Annotated in this window: 13 protein-coding genes; 6 read left to right on the forward strand and 7 right to left on the reverse strand. The window is 63.7% G+C overall.

From position 1 onward, the window contains the following. Positions 1-87: 87 nt before the first annotated feature. From AC2FMD_RS08745 to AC2FMD_RS08760, 4 genes are read left to right on the forward strand one after another with little or no spacing between them, the layout of a single operon-like run. Positions 88-3,168, forward strand: coding sequence for a cyclic nucleotide-binding domain-containing protein (locus tag AC2FMD_RS08745; RefSeq protein ID WP_496794931.1), 3,081 nt, complete (start codon positions 88-90; stop codon positions 3,166-3,168). Further along, on the forward strand, positions 3,165-4,067 hold the full coding sequence (locus AC2FMD_RS08750) for a CPBP family intramembrane glutamic endopeptidase (RefSeq protein WP_496685483.1): 903 nt from the start codon (positions 3,165-3,167) through the stop codon (positions 4,065-4,067). The genes AC2FMD_RS08745 and AC2FMD_RS08750 overlap by 4 nt, the downstream gene beginning before the upstream one ends. 58 nt (positions 4,068-4,125) lie before the next feature. Then, complete coding sequence (gene accD / locus AC2FMD_RS08755) at positions 4,126-5,070, forward strand: acetyl-CoA carboxylase, carboxyltransferase subunit beta (protein ID WP_496684051.1); 945 nt, start codon at positions 4,126-4,128, stop codon at positions 5,068-5,070. Further along, on the forward strand, positions 5,067-6,341 hold the full coding sequence (locus tag AC2FMD_RS08760; RefSeq protein WP_496794932.1) for a bifunctional folylpolyglutamate synthase/dihydrofolate synthase: 1,275 nt from the start codon (positions 5,067-5,069) through the stop codon (positions 6,339-6,341). Before accD ends, AC2FMD_RS08760 begins: the two co-directional genes overlap by 4 nt. Positions 6,342-6,404: 63 nt before the next feature. Here the strand turns inward: AC2FMD_RS08760 and zapE are convergent, their stop codons facing one another. After that, on the reverse strand, positions 6,405-7,463 hold the full coding sequence (gene zapE / locus AC2FMD_RS08765) for a cell division protein ZapE (protein ID WP_496711963.1): 1,059 nt from the start codon (positions 7,461-7,463) through the stop codon (positions 6,405-6,407). Between the two features lie 145 nt (positions 7,464-7,608). Here zapE and AC2FMD_RS08770 point away from each other — a divergent pair, with 145 nt between their 5' ends. Then, the gene (locus AC2FMD_RS08770; protein WP_496742550.1) at positions 7,609-8,850 is read left to right on the forward strand and encodes an MFS transporter; all 1,242 of its coding nucleotides are present in this window, start codon (positions 7,609-7,611) and stop codon (positions 8,848-8,850) included. A gap of 2 nt (positions 8,851-8,852) precedes the next feature. Here AC2FMD_RS08770 and AC2FMD_RS08775 read toward each other — a convergent pair whose 3' ends face one another. From AC2FMD_RS08775 to mbfA, 6 genes are all read right to left on the reverse strand, one after another. Continuing rightward, entirely contained in the window at positions 8,853-9,473 is a 621-nt protein-coding gene (locus tag AC2FMD_RS08775; RefSeq protein WP_496742549.1) for an HAD family hydrolase, read from the reverse strand. Between the two features lie 73 nt (positions 9,474-9,546). Further along, positions 9,547-10,002, reverse strand: a complete 456-nt coding sequence (locus tag AC2FMD_RS08780) for a YaiI/YqxD family protein (RefSeq protein ID WP_496742548.1) — start codon at positions 10,000-10,002, stop codon at positions 9,547-9,549. Next, positions 9,999-11,468 carry a Si-specific NAD(P)(+) transhydrogenase gene (sthA, locus tag AC2FMD_RS08785; protein ID WP_496684038.1) on the reverse strand — a complete coding sequence of 490 codons (1,470 nt, stop codon included), beginning with the start codon at positions 11,466-11,468 and terminating at the stop codon, positions 9,999-10,001. The genes AC2FMD_RS08780 and sthA overlap by 4 nt, the downstream gene beginning before the upstream one ends. 3 nt (positions 11,469-11,471) lie before the next feature. After that, the gene (fghA, locus tag AC2FMD_RS08790) at positions 11,472-12,305 is read right to left on the reverse strand and encodes an S-formylglutathione hydrolase (protein WP_496742547.1); all 834 of its coding nucleotides are present in this window, start codon (positions 12,303-12,305) and stop codon (positions 11,472-11,474) included. A 97-nt stretch (positions 12,306-12,402) separates the two neighbouring features. Then, positions 12,403-13,332: an AEC family transporter gene (locus AC2FMD_RS08795; protein WP_496742546.1), complete on the reverse strand. Its 930-nt coding sequence runs from the start codon at positions 13,330-13,332 to the stop codon at positions 12,403-12,405. A gap of 43 nt (positions 13,333-13,375) precedes the next feature. Further along, positions 13,376-14,350, reverse strand: coding sequence for an iron exporter MbfA (mbfA, locus tag AC2FMD_RS08800; protein WP_496711967.1), 975 nt, complete (start codon positions 14,348-14,350; stop codon positions 13,376-13,378). A 127-nt stretch (positions 14,351-14,477) separates the two neighbouring features. Here mbfA and AC2FMD_RS08805 point away from each other — a divergent pair, with 127 nt between their 5' ends. Continuing rightward, positions 14,478-15,095 carry a TetR/AcrR family transcriptional regulator C-terminal domain-containing protein gene (locus AC2FMD_RS08805; RefSeq protein ID WP_490362398.1) on the forward strand — a complete coding sequence of 206 codons (618 nt, stop codon included), beginning with the start codon at positions 14,478-14,480 and terminating at the stop codon, positions 15,093-15,095.

Here is a 15,095-nt window from a genome sequence, read left to right on the forward strand (position 1 = left end):
CTCCGGCCAAAGCTTACCGTCAGGCACCCGGCCGCAGTGGAACCTTTGCAACGGGCCGCAGTCCAAAACTTCAAGACAAGGCCGGGCATGGAACCCACCCTCTTTGCATTTATTTGGAAGCATTCGAAGAAACAGCAGTTCATCCTTCTGTTTCTGACCGTGATTTCCTTCCCATTCCTTTACGCCTCACTCGAGCTGCCCAAGCGGATCATCAACGACGCAATTGGTGCCACGGGCAACACGGTGACGTTTTTCGGCGTGACGGTGACGCAAGTTCAGTACCTTATGATCCTGTGCCTTGCGTTTCTGGGAACGGTGATCGCCGGCGGCATCATGAAGATGCGGATCAACACGATGAAGGGCATCGTGGCCGAACGCATGTTGCGCCGCCTAAGGTTCACCCTGATCCGGCGGATGCTGAAGTTTCCGAAACCCTATTTCTCTTCGACCAGCCAGGGCGAGCTGGTGTCGATGATCACCGCCGAGGCCGAGCCGCTGGGCGGGCTGATGGGCGATGCCATCGCCCAGCCGGTCTTCCAGTTCGGCCAGATGATGACCATCGTGACCTTCCTGTTCATGCAGAGCGTGTGGTTCGGGCTGGCCGCGATTGCGCTCATTCCGTTGCAGGCCTGGCTGATCCCGCGCCTGCAGCGCCAGATCAACTTGTTGAACAAGGAGCGCATCCAGGAAATCCGGCACCTGAGCACCGAGATCGGCGAGACCGCAGCCGGTATCAGCGATCTGCGGGTGAATGGCGGCTGGCGGTATCGGCTGGCCCAGTTCAGCCATCGGCTGGGAACCCTGTTCGAGATTCGCGTGAAGATCTACAACAAGAAGTTCTTCATGAAATTCCTCAACAACTTGATCACCCAGATCACACCCTTCCTGTTCTATTCGATCGGCGGGTATCTGGCGATCACCGGCAAGGTCACGGTGGGGGCGCTGGTTGCGGCACTGGGCGCCTACAAGGACCTCAGCGGCCCCTGGCGCGATCTTCTGACCTATTACAACCAGGTTCAGGACATGTCGCTGCGCTGGCAGGTCGTGACCGAACGCTTCAACCCCGACAACATGATCCCCGAGGAGCTGTTCGAAGGTGAACCCGACGCCATCCCGCATCTGCATGGCGACATCGAACTGAAGAACGTCACCGTGCGGGACGAGGACGGAAAGATCGTTCTGGAAGATATCGACCTGACCATTCCCAGCAAGGCGCGTGTGGCGATCAAGGCCTCGCACGAATCTGAGCGGCGCGCCCTGGCCGAGCTGCTCACGCGTGAGGTCTTGCCCGCCCAGGGCGAGGTCACCCTGTCGGGACACAAGCTGGACGAGCTGCACCAGGCCGTGATCGCCGCCCGGATCGGATACGCGCATTCGCGGCCCTACCTGTTCAGCGGGACCTTGGGCGACAACCTGCTGATGCCCCTGCGCACGCATCCCCAGTACGAAACCGAGGATGGCAAAGTGCCATCGCGCTTCGCGATCGAAGCGGCCCGGTCGGGCAATCTGCCCGATTCACTGTCCGATGACTGGGTTGATCCCAACCTGGCGGGTCTGGACAGCGTTGAAGACATCCGGGATTGGTGGTTCCAATTGGTCGAGGCGATGGGGATCGACGAATTCATGCTGCGCCGCACGCTGCGGTCGCAGTTCGACCCCCGGCAGCATCCGGCCCTAGCCGACGAAATTGTCCGGCTGCGGCCCAAGGTCGCCGAACGGCTTAGGGAAAAGGGGCTGGACAAATATATCTTTCGGTTCGACCCAGACCAGTTCAACCCGGCGGTTCCGCTGGGGGGAAACCTGTTGTTTGCGTCGCCTCTGAATGACATTTCCGCAGACCTACTGGCCGGGGATGCCCGGTTTCTGGAAATGCTTCGGGCGCATGAGCTGGATCGCGATGCGCTGAGCATCGCCAGCGCCGTTCTGGACACGCTGAACCAGACCTTCGGCCGCGAAGGCGCCGATCATCCTCTGTTCCTGCGCCTGGGGCTGTCCAAGGACCTGTATCACCGGCTGCTCGACATCGAGGAGCGCCGCCGCAGCCAGGGCGAAGACAGCCTGTCGGAGGGCGAGAAGGCCTTGCTGTTGACGGTGCCGTTCATGTTGACGGCCGAACAGATCGGGCCGAGCTTTCCCGAGGAATACAAGGACAAGATCCTGAAGATCCGCAAGACCCACGCCGACAGCCTGCACCAGTCGTTCGACGGGCTGTTCGTCAAGGTCGGGCCGGATGTCTACGTCCCGCGCCTGACGGTGATGGAAAATGCCATCTACGGCCGCGTGTCGCTGACCGCGGGTAGTCACGACCGGGACATCGAGGACGTGGTCGCCGAGGTGTTGAACGAGGCCGGGCTACGACGGCGGCTGGCGGCCATCATCTATGATCTGTCCACCGGTCTGGGCGGGGCCAACTTGCCGACGGTGTTCCAGGAAAGGGCGGCCTTTTCCCGCGCCGCGATCAAGCGGCCGGATATTCTGATCCTGGATAAGGTGCTGGCCAGTCACGATTCCGAAAGCCGGCATCAGACCCGTATGAAACTGCGGCAGCTGTTGCCCGATTCGATCATGATCTTTATGGAGGATCATTTTTCCCACCCCGAGGCCTATGACCTGTATCTCGAGATCAAGGACGGGCGCATTGACGGGGTTTCTCGGGCGGCCCTGCCGGTCGAGGAAGGCGCTTCGGATGACTTCACCCGCAAGCTGAAGGTGATTGCCGCCACCGAACTGTTCTCACGGCTGGATGGCCGCAACCAGCGGCTCTTGGCCTTTTCGGCAAAATGGTACGACGCGGCGGCCGGGCAGGTCATCTTCTCGCGCGGGCAGACGCCCGATGCGGCCTATCTGTGCGTGTCCGGCCAGGCCAGCCTGGAATGGTCGATGCCCGACGGCGAAAAGCGCCGCATCTCGACCGTCGAGCCCGGCCGCCTGATTGGAGATCTGTCGATCATTACCGGCGCGCCTCGGCAACTGGATCTTGTCGCCCTGACCGATTGTTCGTTCCTGCGCATCGGCGCCGAGGAACTGAGGGCTGTCATCGAAAGCGATCCCACGGTTGCGGTCAGCCTGCTGGAAACGGTTGCGGGCTATCTGACCTCGGTATCCGAACGGTTCCTGGCGGCGAATATCGAGCTTCCCCCCGAGGTCGAAACCGGGGCTGGCGGATGACCGAGCCCGGCGAAGTGACACGCGCCTATGCGGCACACGAGGCGCTGGTCGCCCCGGTGCGCGCCCATGCGGCCTTGTGGCGGCTGTTCGGCGGGGTGGCCCTGGTGGTCGCGACCGTCGTCGCGTTGAACCTAGTGCTGTTCGCCGCCGTGGTCGGCCTGGCCCCGCCAGACCAGGTGGCCGGGTTCCAAAGCGGCGCGTCGCCGATGGCGGTGTTGATCCTGCTGTTCAGTTTCGGCTTTGTCACGCTGGCCGTGGCGCTTGCCGTCCGCCAGTTCCAGAATCGCAGCCTGTGGTCCGTCATCGGGCCCCGGCGCAAGGCGGTGGCGCAGTTCTGGCGCGTTCTGCGCGCGCTGCTGGTCCTGGGGGTCGTGCTGTTCCTGCTGCCACCCTATGGCATGGGCGTTTCGTTCGAACCCAACCTGCCGGTCGGTCTGTGGCTGGGTCTGCTGCCGCTGTCTCTGGCCGCAGTACTGATCCAGACCAGCGCCGAGGAGATTCTGTTCCGCGGCTACCTGCAACAGTCATTGGCGGCACGGTTTCGTTCACCCGTGATCTGGATCGGCGTTCCCGCGGTTCTGTTCGCGGCCGGCCACTATGCGCCCAATGCCGCCGGCGAAAACGCGGCGCTGGTTGCGGTCTGGGCCTGCGTGTTCGGTGTGCTCAGCGCCGATCTGACCGCCCGCGCCGGAACCTTGGGGCCGGCCATCGCCCTGCATTTCGCCAACAATGTCACGGCATTGCTGATCGTGTCCCTGCCCGACAGCCTTGGGGGGCTGGCGTTGTTTCACCTGCCGTTCGACATGTCCGATACCGGGTTTCTCCGGCAATGGCTGTTTGTCGACTTCGGCGTGATGATCGTCGGGTGGCTGACGGCTCGACTTGCGCTCAGGCGCTGATTGCATTTCCTTCCGTAGCGTCTTATTTGACTGCAACCCGCATCAGCAAGGTTCCGACATGAACTGGATCACGAACTACGTCCGCCCCCGGATCAACTCGATTTTCTCCCGCCGTGAGGTGCCCGAGAATCTCTGGCACAAATGCGACGAGTGCGGAACGATGCTGTTCCACCGCGAACTGGCGGACAACCAGAATGTCTGTACCCAGTGTGGACACCATATGCTGATCACCCCGCGCGAACGGTTCAAGCATCTGTTCGACGGTGGCATTTTCTCCGAGGTCGCGGTGCCCGCGCCCAAGGATGACCCGCTGCAGTTCCGCGATCAGAAGAAATACCCCGACCGCATGAAGGCGGCGCAGAAAAAGACCGGCGAGAAAGAAGCGATGCTGGTCGCCACCGGCGAGATCGGCCGCACCCCCATCGTGGCCGCGGCGCAGGATTTCTCGTTCATGGGCGGGTCGATGGGGATGTATGTCGGCAACGCCATCATCGCTGCCGCGCAAGAGGCGGTAAAGCTCAAGCGCCCGCTGATCCTGTTTTCCGCCGCCGGCGGCGCCCGGATGCAGGAGGGCATCCTCAGCCTGATGCAGATGCCGCGCACCACGGTCGCGGTAGAGATGCTGAAAGAAGCCGACCTGCCCTACATCGTGGTTCTGACCCATCCCACCACCGGCGGCGTGACGGCCTCCTACGCGATGCTGGGTGACGTGCATATTGCCGAGCCGAACGCGTTGATCTGTTTCGCCGGCCCCCGCGTGATCGAGCAGACGATCCGCGAGAAACTGCCCGAAGGCTTCCAGCGCGCCGAATACCTGCTGGATCACGGCATGCTGGACCGCGTCACCAAACGGACCGAGCTGCGGGACGAGCTGATCACGATCACCCGGATGCTGATGGGGCTTCCCCCGGCGGTCAAAGGCGATCTGCCCGCACCGAAAGAGGGCGCAACCGAACAGCCCGATGCGCAGGCAAAGCCTGCCGAAGACAAGCCCAAGAAATGACCGCGCCCACATCCGACGTCATCCTCGACCGGATGATGGCGCTGCACCCCAAGATCATCGACCTGACCCTGGACCGCGTCTGGCGTCTGCTCGAGGCCTTGGGCAACCCGCAGGACAGGCTGCCGCCGGTGATCCACATCGCCGGCACCAACGGCAAGGGCTCGACCCAGGCGATGATACGCGCCGGGCTGGAAGGGGCCGGGCTGACGGCCCATGCCTATACCTCGCCGCACTTGGCGCGCTTTCACGAGCGCATCCGCTTGGCGGGCGAGCTGATCTCGGAGCCCGACCTGACCGCCGTTCTGGATGAGTGCTACACCGCGAATGGCGGCGAGAACATCACCTATTTCGAGATCACCACCTGCGCAGCCCTGCTGGCGTTTTCCCGCGTACCCGCCGACTACACGCTGCTCGAAGTCGGGCTTGGCGGACGGCTCGACGCCACCAACGTGATCGAAAATCCCGCCGTCACGGTCATCACCCCAGTCTCGATCGACCACGAACAGTTCCTGGGCAACACGCTGGCCAAGATCGCCGCCGAAAAGGCCGGCATCATCAAACGTGGCGTGCCCTGCATCGTCGGCCCGCAGCCGGACGAAGCGATGGAGGTCATCGAGGCTACTGCCGCCCGCCTCGGCGCACCGCTTCTGGCTTACGGACAGCACTGGCACGCTCACGAGGAACATGGCCGCCTGATCTATCAGGACGAAACCGGGCTGCGCGACCTGCCGCTGCCGAACCTGCTGGGTGCCCACCAGATCCAGAACGCCGGCGCCGCACTGGCGGTCCTGCGCCACCTCGACCTGGGCGACGAGGCCTACGAGGCAGCGGTCACCCGGGCCGAATGGCCGGCCCGGATGCAGCGCCTGAAGACCGGCCCGCTGGTGGAACAGGCGCCCCGGGCCGAACTCTGGCTAGACGGCGGCCATAACGCCGCCGCCGGGCAAGCGCTGGCGGATGTCCTGGCCAAACTGCCGCCGCGCCCGACGCACCTGATCTGCGGCATGCTCAACACCAAGGACGTAACCGGCTACCTCGCGCCTCTGGCCGAAAGGGCAAGCTCCCTGACGGCCGTGTCCATCCCCGGCGAAGCCAATACGCTCCCTGCCGCGGAAACCGCCGCCGCCGCGACTGCCGTGAACCTGCCCGCCACCACCGCCGACAGCGTGGCCGAGGCGCTGGCCGCGATCACCGCCCGCGATCCACAGGCCCGGGTTTTGATCTGCGGCTCGCTCTATCTCGCGGGGAACATCCTGCGCGAAAACGGCTAAGGCTTCATCTGGCTGAAAATATCCCGGGGGAGTCGCGGCCCCGCCGCGACGGGGGCAGCGCCCCTATTTCCCCCAATCCTTGTCTTGCATTTCCCGCAGACGCGAAGCCGTGCGCTCGAACTCGAACGTTCCCTCGCCCTCGACGTACAGCATCTCGGGCTCCGCCGCCGCGGAACAGATCAACCGCACTTCCGCCTCGTACAGCGCGTCGATCAGCGTCACGAACCGCTTGGCCTCGTTGAAATTGTTGCGCGACAGGCGTGGAATGTCCTCGAGCACCAGCACCTTGACCGCCTCGGCAACTGCCAGGTAATCCCCCGGCCCCAGCATCCGACCGCACAGATCATAGAATGAGGCGCGTGCCACACCATTGCGAAACGCGGGCAACACCACCTCGCGCCCCTTGACGTGCAGGGTCAATGGTTCGGCCGGTCCACCTGACAGGTCGGCCCATACGGCCCGGATCTTCTCCCGCGCCTCGGGTCCGATGGGTGTGAAATAGACCGGCGAGCCTTCGAGCCGGTTTTGCCGGTAATCCGTGGGCGACGTCAGCTCCCACACTTCGAGCTGCTGCTTGATGTGGTGGATGAAAGGCAGGAACAGCTGCCGGTTCAGGCCATCCTTGTACAGATCGTCGGGATGACGGTTCGAGGTGGTCACAACGACGACGCCCCCCGCATGCAGCAGGTCGAACAGCCGCCCGACGATCATCGCGTCGGTGATGTCGGTGATCTGCATCTCGTCAAAGGCCAGCAGCCGCACGGATTTCACGACCGAAGCCGCCACCGGCGCCAGCGCATCCTGCACGCCGGTTTCGCGCGCCTGGTGCATGCCGGCGTGGATTTCCTGCATGAAGGCATGGAAATGGACGCGCCGGGCCGGAACATCGCCCAGCGTTTCGACGAACATGTCCATCAACATGGACTTGCCGCGCCCCACCCCGCCCCACAGGTACAAGCCCTTGGGCGCCGGCAGTGCCTTGCGGAACAGCCCGCGTTTCACCGGCGCGGCCAGTGCTGCCCGGATACGCTCGAACTGAGGCAGAACGGCCTCTTGCGCGTCGTCGCGATTCAGGGTGCCATCGGCAACGCGGGCCTCGTACAACGAGATCATGTCGGTCATGGCCCGAGCCATAGCGCCCGCCCGCGCCGTTGAAAAGAAGGCATCCTCCGGCACGCATCAATTTTGGTTTATCGTGACCGCAAAACTCCTGAATTGACGAGCGGGCCCAAGCGGATACTGTCGGCGGGTTGAACCCGGAGGCCCCATGACCCCAACCGCCCGTCTGCTCAACCCGGTGCTGATCGTCGGATGCGTGATCATCACGGTCAGCTTTGCCGTGCGCGCTTCGTTCGGCGTGTTCCAGATTCCGATCGCCGAGGAGTTCGGCTGGCTGCGCACCGATTTCTCGCTGGCCATCGCGATCCAGAACCTGGCCTGGGGCATCGGCCAGCCGATTTTTGCCGCCATCGCAGAGAAGACTGGCGACCGGCGGGCGATCATTCTTGGTGCGCTGACCTATGCGGCGGGGATGGTCCTGTCGGCCTGGTCCGTCACGCCCTTCGGGCATCAACTCTATGCCTGGCTGGTGGGCTTCGGTATCGCGGGCACAGGCTTTGGCGTCGTGCTGGCGGTGGTCGGGCGGGCCTCGACGGACCAGAACCGCTCGATGTCGCTGGCGATCGTGACCGCGGCGGGCAGCTTCGGGCAGGTGATCGGCGCGCCCACGGCTGAATGGATGCTGACCTTCCTGCCCTGGCAGCAGGTGTTCATCATCTTTGCCATTGCAATTCTGGCCCTTGTGCTGACGCTGCCTTTCATGCGCGCGCCCGCGCAGGTCAGCAAGGCCGAATTGGAAGAAAGCATGGGCCAGATCCTGGGCCGTGCCTTCCGCGATCCGTCCTATGCGCTGATATTCCTGGGTTTTTTCAGCTGCGGGTATCAGCTGGCCTTCATCACCGCGCATTTCCCGGCCTTCGTGACCGAGATGTGCGGCCCGATCCAGCCCGGTGGCGTGCTGCATTCGATGGGCATCACCACCACCTCGGCGTTGGGGGCGGTGGCGATCTCGCTGGTCGGGTTGGCCAATATCGGCGGCACCCTGTTGGCCGGGTGGGCGGGTAACCACTTCCCCAAGAAATACCTGCTGGCTGCGATCTATTCGGCGCGTACCGTCGCGGCCGCTGCTTTCATCCTGCTGCCGATCACGCCCATGTCGGTGATCGTGTTCTCGATCGTGATGGGCTCGCTTTGGCTGGCGACGGTGCCGCTGACATCGGGGCTGGTGGCGCATCTTTACGGCCTGCGTTACATGGGCACGCTTTACGGCGTGGTGTTCCTCAGCCATCAGATCGGAGGCTTCCTGGGCGTGTGGCTGGGCGGCCGGATGTATGACATCTACGGCGATTACACCGTCGTCTGGTGGATCGGGGTCGCGGTCGGCGCCTTCAGCGCGATCGTGCACCTGCCGATCCGCGAAAACCGCCCCGCGCAGCCCGCGGCCGCCTAGGATCAGGCGGCCTCGTCCGGGGTCAGCAGACCTTCGGCCACCAGCCTTTCGGCCCAGCCCTGCGGGCCGTTGAAATGGTGGGTCTGCCATCCACGGCCACGGGCGGTTTCGATGTTGTCAATCCGGTCGTCCGTGAACAGCAGCGTCTCGGGCGGCAGGCCGCAATCCTGTTCGACCATCTGGTAGATCGGGACATGCGGTTTCACCATCTTCATCCGCCCCGAGACATAGTGCCGGTCGAACTCGTTCAGGAACGGATAGACGGTGGTGGCATAGTCGAAATTCTGCACCCCGAAATTGGTCAGCGCAAAGACCGGCACGCCTTTGGCCCGCAGCGCGCGCTGCAGCCGGACCGAATGCGGGATCTCGGGCGCGGCCAGTTCGATCCAGTTGTCGTGCCACATGCGGATCTCGTCGCGCCATTCTGGGTGTTTCTCGGCCCAGGCATAGATCGTTTCGGTGAAATGATGCCCCTGATCGACCAGGTCGTTCATCTCGTGCAGGTCGACGGCCGAGAACATCTCGCGGCGCCGGTCCTCGCCGATCACGCGGTCATAATACCGCTCGGGCTGCCATTCGATCAGAACGTTGCCGATGTCAAAAACGACCGCTTCTACGGGCATGGGATTTCCTGTTCGCTTGTGTTGCGCTTTCGGCCGACTGAACCAACCCGCCGGGCGGGATGCAAGGCCAAACTCAGCCGCGCAGGGCGGCGCGCATCTCGCGCTCGAGTGCGTCCAGAAACCGCGACCGGTCGGTTTTGGAAAACGGTTTGCCACCGCCCCCGGCCCCCAGCGGGTTGGCGGCGCGCAGATCCGCCATCAGATCGCGCATCGCCAGTTGCTGGCCGATATTGGCGGCGGTGAAGGCTTCGCCATTGGGGCGCAGCACCCGCGCGCCGGCCTCGACGCATTTGGCGGCCAACGGGATGTCCGAGGTGATGACGATGTCGCCCGCGCCGCACCGCTCGGCGATCCACTTGTCGGCCTCGTCCGCGCCTTGCGCCACGGTGACGATCTGAATCAGCGGGTTGGCCGACGGGCGCAGCCCGCCATTCGCAACCACGACCATCGGCACCTTGTGCCGCGTAGCGACGCGCTCGGCCTCGGCCTTCACCGGGCAGGCGTCGCCATCGACATACAAGGTCGTCACGCCTGCTTGGCCTTTTTGGGCGCCAACTTTGCGGGTTCGGGCGTGTCCGATTTGCGGACCTTGAACTCGTCCGGGATCGGCATCCGGTTGAAGGCGTCGAGCCCGGCGATCTTGTAGGCCTCGGCCAGGGTCGGATAGTTGAAGGTGTTCTGCACGAAATAGTCCACCGTGCCCTTCAGGTTCAGCACCGCTTGGGCGATGTGGATCAGCTCGGTCGCGCCCTCGCCGACGATCTGCACGCCCAGCACCCGGCGGGTTTTCAGCGAGAACAGCATCTTCAGCATCCCGTGCTCGAGCCCCATGATATGCCCGCGCGAGGTTTCGCGGAATCGGGCGACGCCCACCTCGTAGGGAATGCCGCGTTCCTGCAGCTCTTCCTCGGACATGCCGCAGGTCGAGATTTCGGGCACCGAGTAGATGCCATAGGGGAACCACGGGCTTTCGGGCAGGGTGGGGGTGTCCAGCGCGTGGCATGCGGCCACGCGGCCCTGCTGCATCGAGGTCGAGGCCAGCGAGGGATGGCCGATCACGTCACCGGTGGCATAGATATGCGGCACCGAGGTCTGATAGGTCTTGCGGTCGACCGAAATGCGGTTGCGGTGATCGGTCTCGATTCCAACCGCTTCGAGGTTCAGCGCTGAGGTGTTGCCCATGCGGCCCGCCGCAAACAGCAGCATCTCGGCCCGGACATGGCGGCCATTGGCCATGGTGACCTCGACATGCTTGCCGGCGTCCTCGATCTTCTCCACGGCCGAGCCCAGGCGCAGGTCCACCCCGTTTTCGCGGATCTGGTGGGTGAATTCTTGGATGAGGGTCTTGTCGATGAAATCCAGGAAGGTCTCGCGCGGTTCGATCAACGTCACCCGCACGTCGAGCGCCGAGAACATCGTGGCGTATTCCACCCCGATGACGCCTGCGCCGATCACGCAGAGCGAGCGCGGGATCTCGGCCATTTCCAGGAACTCGTCGCCATCAACGATGGTCTTGCCGTTGAAGGGCACGTAATCGGGGCGATAGGTCTTGGTGCCGGTGGCGATCAGGAATTTCGCGGCCGTCAGGCGGGTGGTGTCGCCCGCATCGGCGGTGACCTCGATCTCGTGCGGGCCGACAAAACGGGCCACGCCGTCCATGGTTTCAACGTGGTTGCGGTTGAACTGGTGTTCCAGCACGTCAACCTCGTAGTCCAACGTCATGTGCAGCCGGGCCTTGAGGTCCTCGGCGCGGATCTGGTCCTTGACCCGGTACGAACGGCCGTAAAAGCTGCGCTCGCGCCAGCCAGACAGGTTCAGTACCGTTTCGCGGAGTGTCTTCGACGGGATCGTGCCCGTGTGAACCGACACGCCGCCCAAACGGTCACGACGGTCAACCACCAGAACCTTGCGTTTCAGCTTGCCCGCCTGAATCGCCGCCGCGCGGCCCGATGGGCCCGAGCCGATGATGATCAGATCATAGTCGTATTCGCTCATCCCTTAGTCTCCGTACAGGGCTTCGGCGTGGAAGGTGACGTGGTCCTCCATGAAGGTGGACACGAAAAAGTAGGAATGATCATAGCCCGGCTGCAGCCGGACCGTCGCCTGTTGACGGCGTTCGGCGATGGCTTGGGCCAGGGCCTCGGGGCGCAGCAGGTCGATGAACTGGTCGTGGGTGCCGGTGTCGATCAGGATTGGGCCGTCAAAGCCCTTTTCCTTCATCATCAGCGCCGCGTCATGTTTGGCCCAGGCGGCCGGGTCGTCGCCCAGATAGGCGCTCAACTGCTTGCGGCCCCAGTCGCTGGCCGTGGGGTTCGAGATCGGCGCGAAGGCCGAGACCGACCGAAACCGGCCCGGCAGGTTCATCGCCAGCGTCAGCGCGCCGTGGCCGCCCATGGAATGTCCGGTGATGGCCTGGCGGTCGCCGTCTATGGCGAAGTTTTCGACCAGCAGCGCGGGCAACTCTTCGGCCACATAGCCCCACATGTTGAAATGCGGGGCCCAGGGGGTCTGGGTGGCGTTCACATAGAACCCGGCACCCTGGCCCAGATCGTAATCCTCGTGGTCGGCGACCCCCTCGCCGCGCGGCGAGGTGTCGGGGAAGACCAGTGCGATGCCCTGTTCTGCGGCCCAGCCCTGCGCGCCCGCCTTGACCATCGCGTTTTCATGGGTGCAGGTCAGGCCCGACAGATACCACAGGACCGGAACCGGGCCGTCCTTGGCCTCGGCCGGTAGGAACAGGCCAAAAGTCATGTCGCACTGGCACGCCGCTGAGGCGTGGCGGTACACACCCTGCACGCCACCGAAACAGGCGTTTTCGGAAAGGGTTTCCATCTGGCATCATCCTTACGTTGGCTTTGCGCCATGGCTAACGGGCAAGGGACGCCGCGTAAAGTGCAGCGGGCCGGGAACGCGGCTTTTTTGTCCTGCTTCAGGGGGTCCCGACCCAGGCGATCACCAAGGGAATGGTCAAAATGCTGACCAGGGTCGACAAGAAGATTGCCGCCGAGGCCCGGTGCGGCGCCACCCCGTAGTGCGCTGCCAGCATGTAGACGTTCCCGGCCACGGGCAGGGCGGCAGCGGAAATGGCCACGGCGGCGGCAAAAGGATCGGTCGGCAGCAGCCACAGCAGCACCACGGCCACACAGGCCGGATGCACGGCCAGTTTGCAAACGCTGAGCCATAACGCGATTTGAACCCGCTCGGCCGATTTGGTGGCCAGCGAGGCGCCGATGGCGAACAGCGCGCCCGGCGTGGCGGCGCCGCCCAGAATGGTCAGAAAATCGTTCAATGGGGCCGGCACCGGCATCTGCAGGGCCGACCAGATCAACCCGGCCGAGATCGAGACGATCATGGGGTTCTTCAGCAAACCGAGCCCGATCAATCGCAATGTCCCGACGCTCAGCCGACCATCCCGCCCGCCATTGATCAGGATCACGATCAGCGAGGAAAACACCACCAGATCGACCGTCAGAACCAGCATGACCGGCCCGATGGCGGCCTCGGAAAACAGCATGGCCAGCATCGGCAGACCCAGAAAGCCCACATTGCCGATGGCCGCGCATTGCGCTTCGACCGCCGCGGTGGGGATGTCGAGCCCGCGCAGCCAGGCCACCAGCGTCGCCAGCGCGTAAACGCCCGCCGTGCCTATCAGATAGCCCAGCATCAGCCGCGCATTGAAGATTTCGGCAAAGGGCAGCGTGGCGGCAAAGCGGAACAGCATCGCCGACAGCGCGAAGTAGAACACGAACTTGGTCAGATAGGCCGTGGCGTCCTCGGTGAAGAACCGGCTTCGCCCGGCCCAGTATCCCAGGCCGATGATCGCAAAGAAGGGCAGGGTGCGCAGAAAGATATCGACCATGGGCGAAGTGGTAACATGATTTGACCGCTTCGCAAGTCGCGTGTCACCCGCTGCCGATCAATATCCCCGCCGCCAGTACCATCGCCCCGCCTAGAACCACTTGGAAGGCCGCACGGAAGAACGGCGTTTCCATGTACCGGTTCTGAATCCATGCGATGGCCCACAATTCGACGAACACGATGAAGAAGGCGATGATCGTCGCGGTCCAGAAGTCCGGAATCAGATAGGGCAGGGCATGGCCCAGCCCGCCCAGCGTGGTCATCACCCCCGAGGCCAGCCCGCGCTTGACCGGCGAGCCACGGCCCGACAACTCGCCATCGTCCGAGGCGGCCTCGGTGAAGCCCATCGAGATGCCCGCCCCGACCGAGGCGGCAAGACCCACCAGAAAGGTCGTCCACGGATCATGGGTGGCAAAGGCGGTGGCAAAGATTGGCGCCAGGGTCGACACCGATCCGTCCATCAGCCCCGCCAGCCCCGGCTGCACCCAGGTCAGAATGAATTGCCGATGCGCGATGGCCTTCTCGGCCTCTTTCTCGTCATGGCCCAGATGGGCCTGTTCCAATTCGTTTGCCGTGGCCTGATGCCCGGCCTCGGCCGCCGCCAGATCGCCCAGCAACTGACGGGTCGCGGCGTCGGTCGTGCGCGCGGCGGCGGCCAGATAGAACCGCTCGGCGTCGCGCTCCATCATCTCGGCCTCTTCGCGGATGCGCTCGATACCGAGGTTCTCGACCAGCCATATGGGGCGGCGGGCATAGAACCCGGCGACGTGTTCGCGACGGATCAGGGGAATGACCGGGCCGAATCGCTTTTCATGCAACGCGATCAGGCGACGGCGGTGCTCGTCCTCTTCGGCGGCCATGCCGTCGAAGATCTTCGCCGTCGCCGGATAGTCCTGGCGCAGCATTTCCGCATAGGACCGATAGATTCGCGCGTCGTCCTCTTCGGACGAAATCGCAAGCGCGAGGATTTCCTGCTCGGTCAGATCCTTGAAGTGTTTGCGTTGGGTGAAAAACCGCATCTCTGCCCCATTTTTAGAATGGTTCTAATATATCCGGTGCGATCGGGCATTCAACCCTTGTCGAAAACCGTTGAAACTGAACTGTACGGTTTATAGATTTGCAGCACCACCCAGCCAAGGAGACACCATGACCCAAGCCGCCACCATCGTGCGTACCGGACGGAAATTCGACCAGGTTCTGAAAGGCGCCCGTGAGGTTTTCATGGCGGACGGGTTCGAAGGCGCCAGCGTCGATGACATCGCACGCGCGGCGGGCGTATCGAAGGCCACGCTCTACAGCTATTTCCCCGACAAGCGGCTTCTGTTTTCCGAGGTGGCGCAGACCGAGTGCTGCCGTATGGCTGAAAACGTGTTGGCCATGATCGATGAGACCAAGCCCGTGCGCGAGGCGTTGATGATCACGGCAACCCATCTGACCCGGTTTCTGGTGTCGGATTTCGCGCAGCAGGTGTTCCGCATCTGCGTGGCCGAGCGCGACCGGTTTCCCGAACTGGGCAAGGCGTTCTACGAGGCAGGCCCCGCCAACGGCCAGCGCCAGATGGCCGAATACCTGGAAAAAGCCGTGGCCAAGGGCGAACTGGCGATTGATGACGTGCATTTTGCCGCCGAACAATTCGCCGAACTGTGCAAGGTGCGCCTGTGGACGCTGGCGGCCTTGGGGATCCAGACCCGGTTCTCGGACGAGGAAATCGACGAAGTGGCCAGGAACGCGGTCGAGATGTTCATGGCGCGGTACGGCACCTGA

Source organism: Ruegeria sp. BHSC276 (genome assembly GCF_059612945.1).